The sequence below is a fragment of the Synechococcus sp. 1G10 genome (genome assembly GCF_002252625.1).
Taxonomy (GTDB): domain Bacteria; phylum Cyanobacteriota; class Cyanobacteriia; order PCC-6307; family Cyanobiaceae; genus Regnicoccus_A.
In genome coordinates this window covers 1-17,450 of record NZ_NQKW01000004.1, presented here as the reverse complement: position 1 = coordinate 17,450, position 17,450 = coordinate 1, and the positions used below count along the sequence as shown (strand labels likewise).

The following is a 17,450-nucleotide window of genomic DNA, read 5'->3' as shown; positions in this document are numbered from 1 at the left end:
GCCGAGAGCCTGGTGGCTCAGTCGCGGCGACTACCGCCGTTGAGGGCGATGATCAGCCGCAGGATGAAGATAAACAGGTTGATGTAAGTGAGGTACATGCCCAGGGCGCCGGCCAGATACTGGTCGTCGCTGTAGGTGCGGGGCATGGTGTAGAAGTCGAGGAAGGCGGCTCCCACGAACAACACGGTGCCGAAGCCGGCGATCAGCAGCTCAAAGCCGCTGCCACCAAAGCCCGGAATGAAGATGCCGCCCACGATCTGGATGACCATGGCGATGATCAAGCCGAGGATGCCCAGGCCCACCACACCGGCCAGGGCCTGACCGATGGAGTCGCTCATGCGACGCCCCACCACGGAGGCGATCAGGAAGGTGATGCCAGTGGCCAGGGTGGCGGTGCCGATGGCGCCGACCCCAGCGACGCTGAGGGCGTAGGCCACGATCCCGCTGAGGGTGAAGCCGGTGATCAGGCTGTAGGCCGTGAGGATCGGCAGGGCCGTGCCGTTGTTCCCCTTGGTGGCAGCGTTCTGGGCCACGAAGAAGAGGATGAAGTTGCCGATCAGGGCCACCCAGAACAGGGGCATGAACAGCCCCGGGCTGCTTGCCATAAGGGTGAGGCCCCCCATCACGCCGGCGGCGGTGAGCACCATGCCACCACCCACGTAGGGCAGTGCCTTGTTGACGACGTTGGGACCGACCAGCGCGCCCTGCTGGGCCTCGCGGATCGCTTCCTGGAAATTGCTGCTGGCTGGCATGGGACCAGGGAACTCAGTTGTCACCATCCTGCCAGTGCCGGCGGGGTGAGAGTGTGCGGATCTCCCTATCCCCGTTGGGCACTCCGGGCCGGTGCAGCCGCATCGCGGCGGGCGTAGGCGTGCACCATGCGCTGGACCAGCGGGTGACGCACCACATCGGCAGCTGTGAGGTGGCAGATCGCCACGCCCTCCACATCCGCCAGTACGCCGGCGGCTTCCACCAGGCCACTGAGCTGGTCGCGGGGCAGATCCGACTGGGTGGGATCCCCGGTGACCACCATCCGCGAGTTCTCCCCCAGCCGGGTGAGCACCATGCGCATCTGGGCGGTGGTGGTGTTCTGGGCCTCATCGAGGATCACGAAGGCATCGGCCAGGGTGCGGCCGCGCATGTAAGCCAGCGGCGCCACCTCAATCACCCCTTTCTCCAGCAGAGCTGTGGTGCGCTCCGCCCCCAGCAGCCCGTGCAGTGCGTCGTAGAGCGGCCTGAGGTAGGGGTCGACCTTCTGCTGCAGATCCCCGGGCAGGAAGCCCAATCGCTCGCCGGCCTCAACCGCGGGCCGGGTGAGGATCAATCGCTCCACCCGCCGCTCCTGGAGCATGCGTACAGCCTGAATCGTGGCCAGAAATGTCTTGCCGGTGCCGGCTGGTCCCAGGGCGAGCGTGAGATCGTGGCGCTCCATCGCCTCCACGTAGGCCTTCTGGCGCACCGTGCGGGCGCGCAGCAGCTTGCCGCTCTGACTGCGGGCCAGCACCTGCTGAGAGAGTTCGCGATGCTCGCTGCTGCGGCCGGTGTCGAGGGCGGTTAGGGCGGTCTGCAGATCCACAGCCCCGATCGCCTGACCCTCCGCCCAGAGGGGCCGCAACAACTCCACCAGGGCCGAGGCCCGCTCCAGCTGAGGGGCCTTGGCCTGTATCACCAGTTGCAGCCCCCTCAATACCAATGAGGCCCCGGTGAGGGCCTCAAGGCGATGCAGGGTCGCTTCGGCCTCCCCTGCCAGGGCAAGGGCGGCTTCCTGGTGGGGAAGATCGATCGAAAAGCAGGGAAGCGTTTCAGCCCCGGCCATGGGCCGTCCGCTCAGGCATCGGCGCTGACGGCCTCGGTTTCAGACTCGGCGGCAGCAGCTGCTGCGGCTTCAGCAACCTTGGCGGCTTCGGCAGCAGCAGCCTCGGCTGCAGCGGCAGATTCAGCAGCAGCGGCCTTGGCGGCTTCCTTCACCGCTGACTCGCGGGCGGCGGCCTGCTTGGCCTTGCCGACGGTTTCACCGGGACGGATGGTTTTCTCGATCAGGCCGCCCTTCTCGAGCAGGGAGCGGACGGTGTCGGTGGGTTGGGCGCCTTGGCTCAGGCGCACCCGGATGGCTTCGGCGTCCAGGCGGGTTTCCTTCGTGCGGGGGTTGTAGAAGCCCAGCTCCTCAAGCGGCAGACCGTCCCGCCGGGACGTGCTGTTGGTGGCTACCAGACGGAAACTCGCTTCCCGCTTCTTGCCGAACCGCTTCAGGCGGAGCTTGATCATCGTTGCCTTGCCTTGCTGACTTGGTGAATGGGGTCGACGGAAATTCCGCCTGGCGGTTGGTTCAGCCGCCAATTGACGACCATACCTTGCCGCCCATCAGAGCTGGCCGAATCCCTTGCGCTTCTTGGCTGGACGACTTGCCTTGCGGGAGCCACCGCCCCGCCCTGCCGCGGCCGGCATTCCAGGCATTCCTGGCATCCCCGGCATACCGGGCATGCCACCGCCCATGCCGGGGAACCCTCCGCCCATTCCCGGCATTCCCGGCATGCCGCCGCGGGTCATCTGCTGCATGAAGCCGCGCATTTTCTGGAAGTCGGCGAGCACCTTGTCGACATCGGCGGGGCTGTGGCCGCTGCCTGCCGCGATCCGCCGCCGCCGTGAGGGCTGGGCCGCCAGCAGTTGGGGCTGCTCCCGTTCAGCTGCCGTCATCGAGCCGATCATCGCCTCGATCTTCCTGAGCTGCTCTTCCCCCTGCTTGAGCATGCCGTCGTCGATCTTGTTCATGCCCGGGATCAGCTTCATCAGGCCGCCAAGGGAGCCCATGCGCTTGATCAGGCGCATCTGCTGCAGGAAATCAGAGAAGTCGAACGAGGCTTCCTGCAGCTTCTGCTGCATCCGCTCCACATCGGCCAGCTCCACCTCCTTGGAGGCCTTCTCCACCAGGGTGAGCACGTCGCCCATGCCCAGGATGCGGCTGGCCATCCGCTCGGGGTGAAAGGGCTGCAGCGCCTCCACCTTCTCGCCGGTGCCGATGAACTTGATCGGAGCACCGCTCACTTTGCGGATCGAAAGGGCAGCTCCACCGCGGGAGTCGCCGTCGAGCTTGGTGAGCACTGCCCCGGTGAGGCCCACCTGCTCGTGGAAGGCGCGGGTGAGCTCAGCCGCCTCCTGGCCGATCATCGAATCCACCACCAGCAGCACCTCATCGGGCTGGCAGGCAGCGCGGATGCGCACCATCTCCTTCATCATCGATTCATCGATCTGGAGCCGGCCGGCTGTGTCCACCAGCACCGTGTCGAAGCCCTCCTCCTTCGCTTTGGCGATTCCGGCGGCGGCGATGTCTTCGGGCCTGACGTCAGCTCCAAGGCTGAAGACCTCCACCCCGATCTGCTTCCCCAGCGTCTGCAGCTGGTCGATGGCGGCGGGCCGGTAGACGTCGGCGGCCACCAGCAGCGCCCGTTTTCCCTGTTCCTTGAGGTGCAGCCCGAGCTTGGCGGTGGCGGTGGTCTTGCCGGCCCCTTGCAGGCCTGCCATCAGGATCACCGTGGGGGCCTGATCCGCCACAGCCAGCGGGGCGTTCTCGCCGCCCATCACCTCCACCAGAGCCTGATGCACCAGCTGGATGAACTGCTGGTCGGGGCTGACGCCACGCACCACCTCGGCGCCCACCGCCTTGGCGCGCACCTCTTCGATGAACCCCTTGACAACCTCCAGGCTCACATCGGCCTCGAGCAGGGCACGGCGCACCTGTTTGAGAGCCCCCTCCACGTTGCTTTCCGTGATCCGGTCCTGGCCCTTCAGGCTCTTGACCGCATCCTCAAAACGCTGGGAAAGCTCGTCGAACATGGCGTAGTTGAAGGGGTGAGCCCAGGCGGCTGGATCGTTGAACCAGACCCTGACACAGCGGCAGGGGACCCTGCCGATCAGGGCATGAACCCTCAGCGGCGACTGCGGAAATCAGCCAGTTTCCAGGTGCCGCCATCGCGGGCGAACACATAGATATTTTTCAGTTCGGCTTTGGTTCTGGGCTGGATAACCTTGCCGCCTGCACGGCGCTCCTCGCTGTAGTCGAGCTGCACATCGGCTTCGATGCGCCGTGGACTCTGGTTGATGACCTTGAACTGCTGGATCCTTGCCTGCACCTGTTGCTGCTCCCCCCTGGCTTTGAGTGTTCGGGCCTGGGAGCGCAGATCGGCCACCAGGGCCGGGCGGGCGAGCTGATCGAGGTTGGCCTGGCTGTTGCCTCCGTCCAGAATGGCTGCCTTGGCCGCTAACCAGTCCTCCAGCAGCCGGCGCACCTCTTCCTGGCTGGGGGCGGCACTGGTGAGAGGGGCTGGGGTGGTGAGTGCCGGTTGTGGCGGTCTGGGGCTGGTGGGGGCCTGGCCACTGACGGGGGGAGAAGCCAGCGGCGGTGCTGCCGGCCGGGGACGCATCACCAGCCAGAGGCCGGCGATCAGAGCTGCCCCAGCGGCCAGGGTGATCCCGGCCAGGGCCAGAGGCCTGGTGGTCCGTGGTCGTTGCTCACTGCCCACCGCTTCAGGGGGCGGCTCCAGGGCTGGGGGGCTTAGTCCCTCGGGTCTGCCAGGGCCGCCAGGCTCAAGCTCGGGCATGGCCCAGCCCGCAGCGGTCGCCGCGATTGGATCCGCTGCTTTGGTCACAACAGCCTGACCGCGGGCCTGACGGCGATCCTGCTGATCCACAAAGGCCTGCACATCGCGGTCGGCGAAGTAGGCCTCGAGATCGGCATCCACCTCGATGTCCCGGTAGCCGGGGAGGACGTCCCGCCCCAGCCAGTCGCGGCAGTAAGCGCAGAGCTGGGCGAGGGGGGCATCGGCCTGTTCTTCTGCCCAGGCCTTGAGCTCGGGCCCCGCTCCGGAACTGAAATGCTGCACGGCCGGCTCGATCTGGCCGAGCAGCAGATGCAGGCAGGCCAGCAGGGGCTGGATGCCTGGCTGGGCGGAGGCCTCCAGACGGCCCTGGGCGGCAGCGATGCGCTCGGGCTTGCGCTGGGCGAAGCCTGAGGCGGTGAGGGCGTAGCAGGCCAGGAACTCCGCCGTCGCCGAGCCGCCCCGGGCCCAGCGGTCGAAGAGATCCACCTGTTCTTGGACGGTGAGGAAGAGCCGGATCTGCTTGATGAAGGCCTGGAAGTCGTCGCGGGGCAGGGTGGGATCGTCTTCGCCCTCCAGACCTCCGCGGCGGCTCACCAGGCTCTCGAGGAGCTCCAGACCTTCGCCCCGCTCCTGGGTGGCTGTGAGAGGCCGGCTGACCAGACCCAGCACCCGGAAGGGCAGCAACGCATGCAGGTCATGGGAGAGCTGCAGCCGCTGATCAGGCAACTGGCCCATGCGTTGCAGTTGCTGGAGGCCTTGCTGCAGGAGCTTGGCCGCGGCCTCGTAGTGGCGCTGGTCACGCATCTCCGCGGCGGCGGCGCGGCAGGCCAGGGCCGCCAGCAGGCAGAGGTCGGCTTCGCGGCCGCTGCCCAGGGCCGGAGCCTGGGGAGGCTGCAGGCAAGCGATGGTGGCCTCGAAGGCCTCAAGCGGCATCCCCGCCTCCAGCAGCAGCATCAGGCCACCGAGTTCCTTGGATGGCGCCACGTCGAGGCCAGCTGCCAGCCCTTCCCCTTCGCTGCCCTGCTCGATCTCCATCAGCTGGGCCTCGTAGGCCTGGCGGCGCTGGGTATCGGAGAGCACGTCGGCACTGGCTTCGAGCAGATCGGCCCGGGCCCGGATCGCCTCCAGGGTGAAGCCCTGATCAGGCACCTTCTCCAGGCGGTGCTGAAGGGTGTGCAGCACGTTCTGGGCATCGCTCGCCGGGCTCACGCCGAGCAGACGGAAGTGGTCGATCGGCAGTTCCAACCCCGGCAGCTCGCGGGCCCTTGATCCTGGGCGTTGGGGCGAGTGTAGGCAGCGGCATCGATTTTGACCTTTCCTGCTCAGGCCTCCCCCTACAGTTGGCTTCAACAGCCTCGACTCCCTTTGCCATGACTCAGGAGATCGCCGCCACACTCCAGAGCGCCGTCGATGGGGCTGCCGCAGCAGCAGCCGGCAGCCACGCCGAACGCCTGGCGGCGCTCTACCCGGCGTGTCCGGCCACGGTGAGCCGTGAGGAGGGCCTCACCCTCTACCGCGACATGACCCTCGGTCGCCGCTTCGAGGACAAGTGCGCCGAGATGTACTACCGGGGCAAGATGTTTGGCTTCGTTCACCTCTACAACGGCCAGGAGGCCGTTTCCACCGGGGTGATCAAGGCGATGCGCGCCCAGCACGACTGGTTCTGCAGCACCTACCGCGACCACGTCCATGCCCTCAGTGCCGGGGTGCCCGCCCGCGAGGTGATGAGTGAGCTGTTCGGCAAGGCCACTGGCTGCAGTAAGGGCCGGGGCGGCTCGATGCACCTGTTTTCCAAGGAGCATCACCTCCTCGGGGGTTATGCCTTCATCGGTGAAGGCATTCCGGTGGCTCTCGGCGCCGCCTTCACCAGCCGCTACAAGCGCGATGCCCTCGGTCAGACCGACAGCGACTCTGTCACTGCCGCATTCTTTGGCGATGGCACCTGTAACAACGGTCAGTTCTTCGAGTGCCTGAACATGGCTGCGCTGTGGAAGTTACCGATCCTGTTTGTCGTTGAGAACAACAAATGGGCGATCGGTATGGCCCACGACCGCGCCACCAGTGATCCGGAGATCTGGCGCAAGGCCGCCTCCTTCGGCATGGCGGGTGAAGAGGTGGATGGTATGGATGTGCTGGCAGTGCGCGCCGCAGCCCAGCGGGCCGTGGAGCGTGCCCGGGCCGGCGAGGGTCCCACCTTGCTGGAGTGCCTCACCTACCGCTTCCGCGGCCATTCCCTGGCCGACCCCGACGAGCTGCGCAGTGAAGTGGAGAAGGACTTCTGGGCCAAGCGGGATCCTCTCAAGGCCCTGGCTACCCATCTCACCAGTCACGGTCTGGCCAGCTCCGAGGACCTCAAGGCGATCGAGAAGGTGATCGACGCTGAAGTGGCCGATGCTGTTGAATTCGCCGTCGCCGCACCCGAGCCCGACCCCAGTGAGCTCACCCGCTACATCTGGGCCGAAGACTGACTTCAGGTCTGATTCAGAGCTGGCTGGGCAGCCTGCTCGTGAGGCCGCGCAGTTTGCGCAGTGCCTTCAATTCCACTTGCCGCACCCTCTCCCGTGACACCTCGAGCAGGCGCCCGATCTCAGCAAGGGTGTGACGATCATGCCCATCCAGGCCAAAGCGCAGGTCAAGCACCTGCCGTTCCTGCTCGGTTAGGTAACTGAGCCAGCGCTCCAGCTGTTCGTGGTGCATGCCCCGCTCAACCTGGTCGAGTGGTTCGTCGTGGCTGGAGTCGGCGATCAGATCACCAAGGAAACTGCGCCCCTCCTCTCCATTCACAGGAGCATCCAGGCTGGAGGTGGTCAACGACTGGCGCAGCAGCCCATCGAGTTCCTCGATCGGGATCGCCATCGCTTCAGCGATCTCGCTGCGACTGGGCATGGCCCCGAGTTTGTGGGCCAGCTCCAGACTGACGCGGCGCACGGCGCTGAGTCGTTCGCTCAGGTGCACCGGCAGCCGGATCGTGCGCGACTGGCAGGCGATCGCGCGGGTCATGCTCTGGCGGATCCACCAGAAGGCGTAAGTGGAGAATTTGTAGCCGCGGGTGGGATCGAACTTTTCCACGGCCCGCTCCAGGCCCAGCGAGCCTTCCTGGATCAGATCGAGAAGCTCCAGTCCCTTGCCCTGGTACTTCTTGGCGACACTGACCACCAGACGCAGGTTGGCCTTCATCATGCGCTCTTTGGCGCGACGACCCACGCGCAGGAGCTGCTTGTGGCGAACGCTGGGCGGATCCTCCACACCCGAATCGATCAGCTGCATCATGGCCTGCACCTGGTTGCCCAGTTCAATCTCCTCGGCTGGAGTGAGCAGGGGCACCCGTCCGATCGTGCCCAGATACCAGCTGATTGGATCGCTCCCCCGCCGCCGCTGCTCGCGGGGCTGAAGGGTGGAGGCTGTCATGAGCCGATCCGGAAAGTCCATTCAATGTCTGATGAACTGAATAGCAAGTGATGTGATTTCAACAACCTTTCAAGGTTGTGCAAGTAAAACGACACAATGAATCCCCGGCAGGACTGTTCCCGGCTGAACATCACTGGCCCAGGGTTGCGGCCAGAGCCTGGGGCGTCACCTGGCCTGGCCCGAGCCGCTCCCGGGCCGCCAGCCCCGCCTGGGCGTGGGCCAGCACAGCCACGGCCAGGCTGGAGGCCAGGGCGGAGGTCTCTCCTGCTGAGACCCCGGCCGCGATCGCCACGGCCCCTCGCCCCGCTGCGAATCCAGCCAGGACGTCACCGGCGCCGGCCCGGGCCGCCTCAGGCGCCGCCTCCAGCAGTTGCCAGCGCCTGCCGTCAGGCGCGGCGATCACGCTGCGGGCGCCCTTGAGCACCAGGGCCGCACCGCTGCGCGCGGCGGCGGCGGCGGCGGCCTCCAGGGGGGGCTCCCCGGCCAGATCGGGGAACAGGCGAACGAATTCACCCCCATGGGGGGTCAGCCAGGTGGCGCCCTGCCGCGCCTGCAGCCAGGCCATCGCCTCGCCGGCCTCACCGGCGGCCAGTCGGTTGAGGCCATCGGCATCGATCACCACCAGACCGGCAAAGGCCTGCAAGGCCTCCCAGAACGGTTGGGTGGCAGCAGGCCGCTCCGCTGAGCCGGCTGGCACCAGGCCCGGGCCGATCAGCACGGCATCAAAGCGAGCGAGGGCGCCCGGTTCTCCCGGATCTGGCCCCAGAACCACATGGGGCAGCAGGCTCCAGAGCTGCTGGGCCACCGGCTCGGGCACGGCCGCCCGCAGACTGCCGCAGCCGCTGGCGCTCGCCCCCAGCAGGCTGAGCAGGGCTGCACCAGGATAGGCGGCGCTGCCGCTCACCACCAGCAGGCGCCCACGGCCGTACTTGTCGGCCTCCGGTGCCGGCTGCGGGGAGGGGGCGCTGCTCTGATCCAGGCCGCTCAGGCCGAGGGGCTGAGTTGGCGGCAGTTGTTCCAGCAGAGCCGCCGGCAGGCCCAGGTCGAGCCGCACCAACTGCCCCACCCAGGCCAGGGCACGGTCCTGGACCAGTCCCTGTTTGATCAGGCCCAGGCAGTAGGTGCGGCGGGCCCGGGCGGCCCAGCTCCCCAGCAGCCTGCCGCTGTCGGCGCAGAGGCCCGTGGGTGTGTCGATGGCCACCAGCTGATCGGGCCTCAGCCGCGCCCGATCGCCCAGCAGTGTCTCGATTTCCTCTCCAGGAGAGCGCCGCTGGCCGATGCCGAACAGACCATCGATCCAGAGGGTGTTCTCGGCTGGGTCGGGGCTGGAGCTCAGTCGCTCGATCCCCAGCCAGCGGGCATGGCGCCAATGGGAGTCTGTGAGCGGCTTATGGCGCTCGAACGGGCTCCAGAGCCGGACCCGCACCCCCGCCAGGTGCAGCTCCCGGGCCACCACCAGGGCATCCCCGCCGTTGTGCCCCGGGCCCACCAGCAGCAGCACCCCCTGACGCAGGGCTTCGGGCTCACGCAGCAGCCGGGCACTGATGGCCAGGGCGGCTTTCTCCATCAGGGCTTCCACCGGCAGTCCGCTGTCGAACAGCTGCTGCTCCAGCTGCGCCATCTGCTCGGAGCTCACCAGTAGATGGGCGGCATCCCGGCGGGGCCAGGCGATCGAGGGGCTGCTGCTCAAGGGGCTCCAGGGCGAGGAGATGGGGGCGCCCGCCGCCGGGGCCCTGGCTCCATGATGGGAAGTACGTCCTGTCGTGCTTCTCCCCCGCTCCGGAGGGTTCAGGTTTTGACCACCACCGCCCCTGCTGCCGGCCCAGGTTCCGCCGGTTGCGCCCATCCTCCTCTCGTTGCTGCAAGCGGCGCCGTCACCGCCGCCGGGGCAGAGGCACTCGAGCGCTTGCGCGCCTGGCCCGGAGAGCATCGGCTGGCCGTGGGGCTTTCCGGAGGGGTGGACAGCTCCCTGACCGCCGCGCTGCTGGTGGCGGCCGGTTGGCAGGTGGAGGGTCTCACCCTCTGGCTGATGAGCGGCAAGGGGGCCTGCTGCGCTGAGGGCTTGGTGGATGCGGCCGGCATCTGTGAGCAGCTCGGGGTGCCGCACCATGTGGTCGACAGCCGCGAGCGCTTTCAGCAGCAGATCGTCGACTTTCTGGTGGAGGGCTACGGGGGCGGGGTCACCCCACTGCCCTGCTCCCGCTGCAATCGGGAGGTGAAGTTCACGCCGATGCTGGAGTGGGCCGAGGCTGAACTCGGTATCGGCCGCCTCGCCACCGGTCACTACGCCAGGGTCCGTCTGGCCGACCCAGTCGTGCCGGCAGGCCGCCACCAGTTGCTGCGGGGTCTTGATGGCCACAAGGACCAGAGCTATTTCCTCTACGATCTTCCCCAGGAGGTGCTCTCCAGGCTGGTGTTTCCCCTCGGTGAACTCACCAAGGCCGACACCCGCCTCGAGGCTGAGGCCCTCGGCCTGCGCACCGCCCGCAAGCCCGAAAGTCAGGATCTCTGCCTGGCCGACCACCACGGCTCGATGAAGGCCTTTCTCGATGCCTACTTGCCGCCCCGCCAGGGTCAGATCGTTCTGGTCGACGGCACGGTGGTGGGTGACCACGACGGCATCGAGCACTTCACGATCGGCCAGCGCAAGGGGCTCGGGGTGGCCTGGAGCGAGCCCCTGCATGTGGTGCGCCTCGATGGGGCGATGAACAGGGTGGTGGTGGCCCCCCGCTCCGAGGCAGCCCGCAGCAGCTGTGTGGTGGGCGCGATCAACTGGATCTCGATCCCGCCGCCAGAGGCACCCATCGAGCTGGAGGTGCAGGTGCGCTACCGCAGCGCACCGGTCGCAGCCCAGCTCATCCCCCTTGAGCACACGGCGTCCGATTGGGCTGCGGGCCGTCCCCACCGCGCTCGGCTGGTCTTCCTCGAGGAGCAGTTCTCAATCACCCCTGGCCAGGCGGCGGTTTTCTATGCCGGCGAGGTGGTTCTGGGCGGGGGTCTGATCCAGGGACACCCGAGCGATCCGGTTCACCAGTAGGGATCGGTGGCCAGCTCCACCGTCAGTTCACCGCTGCGGCTGGGGGGCACGGTGGCGATACAGGCGCGCACGACGCGGCCGTTCACCTCGATTTCGCAGGCGCCGCAACTGCCGCCCAGGCAGCCGGTGGGAATCCGCAGTCCCGCCTCGGCGGCTGCCTGCAGCCAGTCGGTTCCTGGGAGCACCAAGCTGAGGCGACCATCGGGCCAGTGCACTTGAACTGGTGGAGCAGCGGACGTCATTCCGGCTTCAGCAGGGGGGCAAGGTTCACGTGGGTCTCGAAGGCTTCGGCGAGGCGATCGAGCAGTGCCTCCCGCTGCTGGCCATGGTGGGGTGGCTGCTCCCCCAGGGGAGGCAGGCCGCGGCGGCGGCGCAGCTGGTTCAGCCAGCGCCGCCGCCAGGGGCCCGAGTCGAACACCCCGTGCAGGTAGGTGCCTGCCACCACAGCACCGTTCTCCTCAGCCCTCCACCAGCCAAGGCCTTCGCGCTCGGCGATGGGCCGGCACTGGTCAGGCTCCTGGCACTCGCTCTGACCCCGGTGCAACTCGAATCCCTCCAGAGCCAGGCTGCTGCCCGGCGGCCAGAGGGCAGGGGCACAGACCTGCCGGGTTGATTTGTCGTGGCCGTACCGGGTGATCAGGGGCAGCAGAGCGAGCCCGGCGTGATCGCCGCTGCCACCGCCTTTGCCGTCGCTTTCGCCGACGCCTTCGAGGCCGTGGGGGTCCAGCAGACTCCGGCCCAGCATCTGCAGGCCGCCGCAGAGACCGAAGAGATGGCCGCCGCCGGCCAGGTAGCGGTGCAGCTCGCCCTCCAGGCCGGCGCGGCGCAGGGCGGCCAGGTCGCGCAGGGTCTGCTTGCTGCCGGGGATCACCACTGCATCGGGGCTGCCGAGCGCTTCGCCGGGGCGGACCCAGCGCAGCCGCACGCTTGGTTCCGCTTCGAGCGGATCGAGATCGGAGAAATTGCTGATCGAGGGCAGGCGCAGCACCGCGATCTCCAGCTCCGCATCGGATTTGCGTGGCTTGCGCTCCAGCAGGTCAAGCGAATCTTCGGGAGGGAAGAGTTCATCGAGCCAGGGCATCACCCCCAGCACCGGGATCCCCGTTTCCCGCTCCAGCCAGCTGCGGCCCTCATCGAAGAGCTCCCGTCGGCCGCGGAAGCGGTTGATCAGGATGCCGCGGATCAGGGGCCGCTCCACCGGTCGCAGCAGGGCCAGTGTGCCCACGATCTGAGCGAAGACTCCACCCCGCTCGATGTCGGCCACCAGCAGGCAGCGGGCATGCAGGAACTGGGCCAGGCGCAGGTTGGTGAGATCCCGGGCCTGCAGATTCACCTCCACGGGGCTGCCGGCCCCTTCCAGCACCAGACGACCGTTGGGATGGCGGGCCTGCAGATCGTCCAGACCCTGGCGGATCGCGGCCCAGCCCGGACGGAACCAGTCGCGGTAGTAGTGCTCGGCGCGGCACACCCCCACGGAGCGCCCCAGGTGGATCACCTCGCTGGTGCTGTCGCCCTGGGGCTTGAGCAGCACGGGATTCATCGCCACCGCCGGCTCCAGCCCCGCCGCCCAGGCCTGCAGGGCCTGGCTGTAGGCCATCTCGCCGCCATCGGCATCCACCCAGGCATTGAGACTCATGTTCTGGCCCTTGAAGGGCAGGGGCGTCTCGCCCCGGCGCAGCAGCACCCGGCAGAGGGCAGCGGCCATCAGCGATTTGCCCGCGCCACTGCTGGTTCCGAGCACCATCAGTGCCGGGTGTTCAAGGCGGTCGGGGCTCACAGGCGCGGCCAGCGACGGCGCAGGCCATGGCGGATCCGCTCCAGCAGAGTGGCCCTGGGAATCTCCCCGCTCCAGCGGCACAGCAGTTCCCGGCCCATTGGTGTCAGCCGCACTCGCTCCGTCAGCCCCTGACCATCCACCTCCCGACGCAGCACCCCCACCCGGATCAGCCAGATGAAATGGTCTTCGGCCCGGTCACTGGCCAGGGGGACGAAGCTGAGCTGCGCCTGGTCGTCCCGTCGGTGGAGCTCCTCGCTGCTGATCGCCTCGCCGCTGAGCAGCCCGTAGAAGGCCCGCCGGAACGGCAGGCAGCGCAGGGCACTGGCCGCTCGCTCCAGGGAGCGGGGATCGTTGAGTGCGCTGGTGAAGGAGCCGTCCATGGCTCGATTCTCACGGATCAGTGAGCCCCCTTGTGGGGCCCCACCAGGCGGGTACCGCCTCTGTGGAGGAGGATCCAGACGTTCACCCAGGCTCAGGAGTTCAGGGTCCATGCGGCATGCCCCACTGGTGCTGGCCTCTGCCTCGCCGGCGCGCCGGCGGCTGCTGGAGCAGGCCTGCATCCCCCACCGGGTGCAGGTGAGCGGTGTCGACGAGGACGCCTGGCGAGATCCGGATCCGCTCCAGCTGGTTCTGGCGCTGGCGCGGGCCAAGGCCGAGGCGGTCGAGCGCGATCTTGTGCTGCCCGAAAGGGAGCAGGCGTGCGGAGTGCTCGGTTGCGACTCCCTGTTCGTGCTGGATGGCGCCGCGTACGGCAAGCCTCGTGATGCTGAGGAAGCCATCAGTCGCTGGCGGCGTATGGCCGGATCCTGGGGGGAACTGCATACCGGCCATTGCCTGCTGCTCGTTGTGGCCGAAGCAGCAGAGCCAGGCTCCAAGACTCCCCTTCCTCTGCTGGCCACGGTCACCACCCGCGTGAAGTTCGCGGAGCTCAGCGATGCGGAGATCGCCGCCTATGTGGCCACCGGTGAACCGCTGGCTTGTGCTGGCGGCTTTGCCCTCGAAGGCCGCGCTGGCCCTCTGGTGGAACGCATCGAAGGCTGCTTCAGCAACGTGATCGGCCTGAGCCTGCCCCTGCTGCGTCGCTGGCTGGCCTGATCAGCGGAAGAGGCTGTTGATCAGATCCTGCAGAACACTGTTGGATGTACCGATTCCATACCTGGGATCAACTGCTCGCTCCTGGCGCGCCACCAACTGCAGGTCTCCCCAGCGGAACTCGCCCCCATTGCCTCTGCGGCTGTAGGCCACGGGCCAGGTTCCGTTGCCGTCGACCATGATCAGCTGGCCCCGCTGGTCGTAGAAGCTGTACTCGCGCCCATTGCCGAGGTTGACGAGATAGGCCGTGCCATTCGAGGTGGAGCGTGGTTGCAGGCCGCAGTTGCCCGAGTAGATCCGCCTGCCGCGTTGGTTGAGTTCACAGAAACCGGAGTCCAGAGCGGTGGGTTGACCCCAGCTGTTGTTGTCCCAATTGTTGGTTCCCCAACCGTTCTTGCCACGGCCATTGTTCTCCCAGCCGTTGTTTCCCCAGCCATTGCTTCCTTTGCCGTTGGCTCTCGCCCAGTCGCCGTCGTCGCCGAACAGCTGGCGGCTGAGGCGCTTGCTGATGTTGGTGCGGTTCCGGCCGTCATCCCAGCAGATCTCCCGCCGCAGATCGCAAACCTCTCCACTGCTGAAACGCACATCCCAGGCGTATGGGCGGCCTGAAATCTGACGACGCAGATTCTGCTCGGAACGTTGCCCGAATTCACGCCGCGTCATCTCCAGCGAGGGACCCTGGCGGTCGTAGCAGATCCTGCTGCCGCGGTCGCAGACGACTCCGTTGCCTGTGAGCTTCAGGCTGTTGCTCTGAGTCCAGCCAGGCTGGGGGACCACCGTGGTGAAAAGGGCCAGCCATCCGGCCGCCAGCGCCAGAGAGGCATGGGCAGGTCTGGATGTGAGCAGGGGGTTGGTAGTCATCGGGCAGCGTTCAGCGGTCACCCCGCAACCTATGGGCCATGGGCGCTGAAGGTGCAACCAGAGTCTGTCTGGGGTCGTCCCAGCGGTGACAAGATTCATGCGCCCAGTGTTGAACGACTTCCTGAGCGTTCAAGCGATCGAAAAAACCGCGTGAGATTCACGCAACTCAGCGACGCGGAGATCGCCAACTTCGTGCCCACTGGTGACCCCCTGCCAGCGGAGCATCAGCGGAACATGGTGTTGATCAGGTCCTGGAGGAAGTTGCCCGTCGGGTTGAAATCGCTGCTTCCCCCCTGCGGGGCCTGGTTGGTCCAGCGGCGGTCACTTGTCACCAGTTGCAGGTCGGCCCAGCGGAAGTTCACGTCGCCGTTGCGGTTGCTGATCTGGACTGGCCACAAGCCAGATGAATCCTGGAGCACGAGCCTGCCTTGACGGTTGTAGAAGCTGTATCGCTGGCCATCAGCGAGCTCGACGTTGTAAGCCACGCCGTTGGACGACTCGCGTCGATTGAGCAGGCAATTGCCCTCGAAAAGACGACGGTTCCCCTGGCGAAGTTCACAGGAGCTGGTGGCTTGCTCGGGTTGCTGCCAGTTGTTGTTGTTTCCCCAGCCGCTGCTGCCGGATCCGTTGTTGGCCCAGGCGCCCCTGTTGCCGAACAGCTGTGTGCTCAGCGACCTGCTCACGTTCTTGCCACCCTGGCCGTCATCCCAGCAGGCTTGCCGCCGCACGTCGCAGGCTTTCCCATCGCTCAATGTGAACTGGGTGGGTCGTCTGTTGCCCGACAGCGTGGGAACCAGCTCGCGCTCGCCGTAGCTGCCGAAAAATTCGCGGGTGAGCGGGACGGAAACTCCTTCGGAGTTGAAGCATCTCCTGTTGGTCAGGTCGCAGACCACGCCTTGGCGAGGAAAGTCGACCGTTCTGCTTTGGGCGGCCACAGGCATTGCCCCGACCAGGGGCAGTAAAGCCAGGGGAAGAACCGCACGGGAAAGAGCGCGGCCGGCGAATGTTTGGAGATTCAAGAGATGACCTCGTCGATCTCTCAAACGTAGGAACGATCCATTGCCCCAACATGTCTCAACTGTTTCTCTCCGGCCTGAAGAGATGACAAGGCTGGTCTGGCCTGTATCGCCAATAAAAACCCCCGCGATCGCGGGGGTTCAGCGGTGATGCCCGGTGAAGCGGCATCGAAGGATCAGTCGAGATCCGGCATGGCCAGTGTGGGCTCGGCCTGACGGTCGATACCCTTCTCGAAACCGGCTGCAGCAGCGCGTGCGCGACCGGCGTGCCAGAGGTGACCAACCAGGAAGAAGAAGGCCAGCACGAACTGGGTGGCGGAGAGCCACTGACGCACGTTCACGAAGTTCACCGAGTTGGGCTCAGTGATGATGCCGCCCACGGAATTGAGGGAGGCGTTTGGAGCGTGGGTCATGTATTCAGCCGCGCGGCGGACTTGCCAGGGCTGAATGTCGTTCTGGAGCTTGTCGAGGCTGAGGCCGTTGGGACCGCGCAGGGGTTCGAGCCAGGGGCCTCGGAAGTCCCAGAAGCGCATGGTTTCACCGCCGAAGATGATTTCTCCGGTGGGGGAGCGCATCAGGTACTTCCCCAGGCCGGTGGGGCCCATGGCGGAACCGATGTTGGCGCCCATGCGCTGGTCACGCACCAGGAAGGTGAAGCTCTGTGCCTGGGAGGATTCGGCGTTGGTGGGGCCGTAGAACTCCGAGGGATAGGCTGTGTTGTTGAACCAGATGTAGGCCGAGGCGATGAAGCTCATGAAGCTCAGGGCGCCGAGGCTGTAGCTCAGGTAGGCCTCACCATTCCAGATGAAGGCGCGACGCACCCAGCCGAAGGGCTTGGTGATCACGTGCCAGATGCCACCGAAGATGCAGATCAGGCCGAGCCAGATGTGGCCGCCGATGATGTCTTCCATCGAGTTGACCCCGATGATCCAGCCCTCGCCACCGAAGGGTGCGCGGAACAGGTACCCGAAGATCACCGCCGGGCTCAGAGTTGGGTTGGTGATGATGCGCACATCCCCACCACCTGGCGCCCAGGTGTCATAGACACCGCCGAAGAACATGGCCTTGAACACCAGCAGCAGGCAGCCCACACCCAGAAGGATGAGGTGGTAGCCGATGATGTTGGTCATCTGGTTCTTGTCGCGCCAGTCCTGGGAGAAGAACGAGGAGTAGTTCTCAAGAATTTCAGGACCGCGCAGGGCGTGGTACAGGCCGCCGAGGCCAAGAACGGCTGAGCTGATCAGGTGCAGCACACCGACCACGAAGAACGGATAGAGGCTGGTGACCTCGCCGCCGGGGCCAACGCCGTAGCCGAGGGTGGCCACGTGTGGGAACAGGATCAGACCCTGCTCGTACATCGGCTTGTCGAAGCTGAAGTGACTCACTTCGAACAGCATCATCGCTCCGGCCCAGAAGACCATCAGACCCGCGTGAGCGACGTGGGCCCCGAGCAGGCGACCGGAGAGATTGATCAGGCGAGCGTTACCCGCCCACCAGGCGTAACCGGTGGAGTCGAGGTCTTTGCCCCCGACGGCCACCATGGACGAATTAAAGGGCGTTTCCACGTGGCAGAACCTCTTCAGGGAAGACGAAGTTTTCGTGCGGCTGGTCGGCCGGTGCCATCCAGGCACGCAGACCTTCGTTCAGAAGAATGTTCTTCGTGT

At 66.6% G+C, this 17,450-nt stretch carries 16 protein-coding genes and 1 pseudogene; 3 read left to right on the top strand and 14 right to left on the bottom strand.

The window, feature by feature from the left end:
• Window positions 1-17: 17 nt before the first annotated feature.
• The 5 genes from CJZ82_RS04640 to CJZ82_RS04620 all read right to left on the bottom strand — a co-directional run bounded on the left by CJZ82_RS04640 (window position 18) and on the right by CJZ82_RS04620 (window position 5,840).
• On the bottom strand, window positions 18-752 hold the full coding sequence (locus tag CJZ82_RS04640; protein WP_094554643.1) for a Bax inhibitor-1 family protein: 735 nt from the start codon (window positions 750-752) through the stop codon (window positions 18-20).
• Between the two features lie 65 nt (window positions 753-817).
• Window positions 818-1,816 carry a PhoH family protein gene (locus CJZ82_RS04635; RefSeq protein WP_094554642.1) on the bottom strand — a complete coding sequence of 333 codons (999 nt, stop codon included), beginning with the start codon at window positions 1,814-1,816 and terminating at the stop codon, window positions 818-820.
• Between the two features lie 11 nt (window positions 1,817-1,827).
• Window positions 1,828-2,265 (bottom strand): 30S ribosomal protein S16, encoded by a 438-nt coding sequence (rpsP, locus tag CJZ82_RS04630; RefSeq protein ID WP_094554641.1) that lies wholly within the window; start codon window positions 2,263-2,265, stop codon window positions 1,828-1,830.
• A gap of 96 nt (window positions 2,266-2,361) precedes the next feature.
• A complete protein-coding gene (gene ffh, locus CJZ82_RS04625) occupies window positions 2,362-3,831 on the bottom strand; it encodes a signal recognition particle protein (RefSeq protein WP_094554640.1) in 1,470 nt (489 codons plus the stop codon).
• Window positions 3,832-3,923: 92 nt separating this feature from the next.
• Window positions 3,924-5,840, bottom strand: a complete 1,917-nt coding sequence (locus tag CJZ82_RS04620) for an IMS domain-containing protein (protein ID WP_094554639.1) — start codon at window positions 5,838-5,840, stop codon at window positions 3,924-3,926.
• A gap of 125 nt (window positions 5,841-5,965) precedes the next feature.
• On the opposite strand from CJZ82_RS04620, the gene pdhA reads away from it, so the two are divergent.
• Window positions 5,966-7,063: a pyruvate dehydrogenase (acetyl-transferring) E1 component subunit alpha gene (pdhA, locus tag CJZ82_RS04615; RefSeq protein WP_094554638.1), complete on the top strand. Its 1,098-nt coding sequence runs from the start codon at window positions 5,966-5,968 to the stop codon at window positions 7,061-7,063.
• 13 nt (window positions 7,064-7,076) lie between these two features.
• Here the strand turns inward: pdhA and CJZ82_RS04610 are convergent, their stop codons facing one another.
• Window positions 7,077-8,003, bottom strand: a complete 927-nt coding sequence (locus CJZ82_RS04610) for a sigma-70 family RNA polymerase sigma factor (protein WP_094554806.1) — start codon at window positions 8,001-8,003, stop codon at window positions 7,077-7,079.
• A gap of 130 nt (window positions 8,004-8,133) precedes the next feature.
• Window positions 8,134-9,693, bottom strand: coding sequence for an NAD(P)H-hydrate epimerase (locus tag CJZ82_RS04605; protein ID WP_094554637.1), 1,560 nt, complete (start codon window positions 9,691-9,693; stop codon window positions 8,134-8,136).
• Between the two features lie 216 nt (window positions 9,694-9,909).
• Between CJZ82_RS04605 and mnmA the strand changes: the two genes are divergently transcribed.
• A complete protein-coding gene (mnmA, locus tag CJZ82_RS04600) occupies window positions 9,910-11,040 on the top strand; it encodes a tRNA 2-thiouridine(34) synthase MnmA (protein WP_094554805.1) in 1,131 nt (376 codons plus the stop codon).
• On the opposite strand, the gene CJZ82_RS04595 is transcribed toward mnmA, so the two are convergent.
• From CJZ82_RS04595 to CJZ82_RS04585, 3 genes are read right to left on the bottom strand one after another with little or no spacing between them, the layout of a single operon-like run.
• Entirely contained in the window at window positions 11,031-11,282 is a 252-nt protein-coding gene (locus CJZ82_RS04595) for a 2Fe-2S iron-sulfur cluster-binding protein (protein ID WP_094554636.1), read from the bottom strand. The two genes, mnmA and CJZ82_RS04595, sit on opposite strands and share 10 nt — an antisense overlap.
• Entirely contained in the window at window positions 11,279-12,784 is a 1,506-nt protein-coding gene (locus CJZ82_RS04590; protein WP_094554635.1) for a cobyric acid synthase, read from the bottom strand. Before CJZ82_RS04590 ends, CJZ82_RS04595 begins: the two co-directional genes overlap by 4 nt.
• A 29-nt stretch (window positions 12,785-12,813) precedes the next feature.
• Window positions 12,814-13,197 (bottom strand): Npun_F0494 family protein, encoded by a 384-nt coding sequence (locus CJZ82_RS04585; protein ID WP_094554634.1) that lies wholly within the window; start codon window positions 13,195-13,197, stop codon window positions 12,814-12,816.
• Between the two features lie 109 nt (window positions 13,198-13,306).
• Between CJZ82_RS04585 and CJZ82_RS04580 the strand changes: the two genes are divergently transcribed.
• The gene (locus CJZ82_RS04580) at window positions 13,307-13,912 is read left to right on the top strand and encodes a nucleoside triphosphate pyrophosphatase (RefSeq protein WP_094554633.1); all 606 of its coding nucleotides are present in this window, start codon (window positions 13,307-13,309) and stop codon (window positions 13,910-13,912) included.
• Here the strand turns inward: CJZ82_RS04580 and CJZ82_RS04575 are convergent, their stop codons facing one another.
• From CJZ82_RS04575 to CJZ82_RS04560, 4 genes and pseudogenes are all read right to left on the bottom strand, one after another.
• Window positions 13,913-14,770 carry a YcgJ family protein gene (locus CJZ82_RS04575; protein ID WP_094554632.1) on the bottom strand — a complete coding sequence of 286 codons (858 nt, stop codon included), beginning with the start codon at window positions 14,768-14,770 and terminating at the stop codon, window positions 13,913-13,915. It abuts the gene before it with no gap.
• 224 nt (window positions 14,771-14,994) lie between these two features.
• A complete protein-coding gene (locus CJZ82_RS04570) occupies window positions 14,995-15,789 on the bottom strand; it encodes a YcgJ family protein (protein WP_094554631.1) in 795 nt (264 codons plus the stop codon).
• A gap of 173 nt (window positions 15,790-15,962) precedes the next feature.
• On the bottom strand, window positions 15,963-17,327 hold the full coding sequence (gene psbC, locus CJZ82_RS04565) for a photosystem II reaction center protein CP43 (protein ID WP_198949663.1): 1,365 nt from the start codon (window positions 17,325-17,327) through the stop codon (window positions 15,963-15,965).
• A gap of 7 nt (window positions 17,328-17,334) precedes the next feature.
• Window positions 17,335-17,450: pseudogene (locus tag CJZ82_RS04560) on the bottom strand (photosystem II D2 protein (photosystem q(a) protein)); the annotation flags it as partial.

Excerpts from the sequence above, each read along its gene's own strand:
- CJZ82_RS04640 (WP_094554643.1), bottom strand. The coding sequence starts at position 752 with ATGCCAGCCAGCAGCAATTTCCAGGAAGCGATCCGCGAGGCCCAGCAG.
- CJZ82_RS04635 (WP_094554642.1), bottom strand. The coding sequence starts at position 1,816 with ATGGCCGGGGCTGAAACGCTTCCCTGCTTTTCGATCGATCTTCCCCAC.
- rpsP (WP_094554641.1), bottom strand. The coding sequence starts at position 2,265 with ATGATCAAGCTCCGCCTGAAGCGGTTCGGCAAGAAGCGGGAAGCGAGT.
- ffh (WP_094554640.1), bottom strand. The coding sequence starts at position 3,831 with ATGTTCGACGAGCTTTCCCAGCGTTTTGAGGATGCGGTCAAGAGCCTG.
- pdhA (WP_094554638.1), top strand. The coding sequence starts at position 5,966 with ATGACTCAGGAGATCGCCGCCACACTCCAGAGCGCCGTCGATGGGGCT.
- CJZ82_RS04610 (WP_094554806.1), bottom strand. The coding sequence starts at position 8,003 with ATGACAGCCTCCACCCTTCAGCCCCGCGAGCAGCGGCGGCGGGGGAGC.
- CJZ82_RS04595 (WP_094554636.1), bottom strand. The coding sequence starts at position 11,282 with ATGACGTCCGCTGCTCCACCAGTTCAAGTGCACTGGCCCGATGGTCGC.
- CJZ82_RS04590 (WP_094554635.1), bottom strand. The coding sequence starts at position 12,784 with ATGGTGCTCGGAACCAGCAGTGGCGCGGGCAAATCGCTGATGGCCGCT.
- CJZ82_RS04585 (WP_094554634.1), bottom strand. The coding sequence starts at position 13,197 with ATGGACGGCTCCTTCACCAGCGCACTCAACGATCCCCGCTCCCTGGAG.
- CJZ82_RS04580 (WP_094554633.1), top strand. The coding sequence starts at position 13,307 with ATGCGGCATGCCCCACTGGTGCTGGCCTCTGCCTCGCCGGCGCGCCGG.
- CJZ82_RS04575 (WP_094554632.1), bottom strand. The coding sequence starts at position 14,770 with ATGACTACCAACCCCCTGCTCACATCCAGACCTGCCCATGCCTCTCTG.
- psbC (WP_198949663.1), bottom strand. The coding sequence starts at position 17,327 with ATGGTGGCCGTCGGGGGCAAAGACCTCGACTCCACCGGTTACGCCTGG.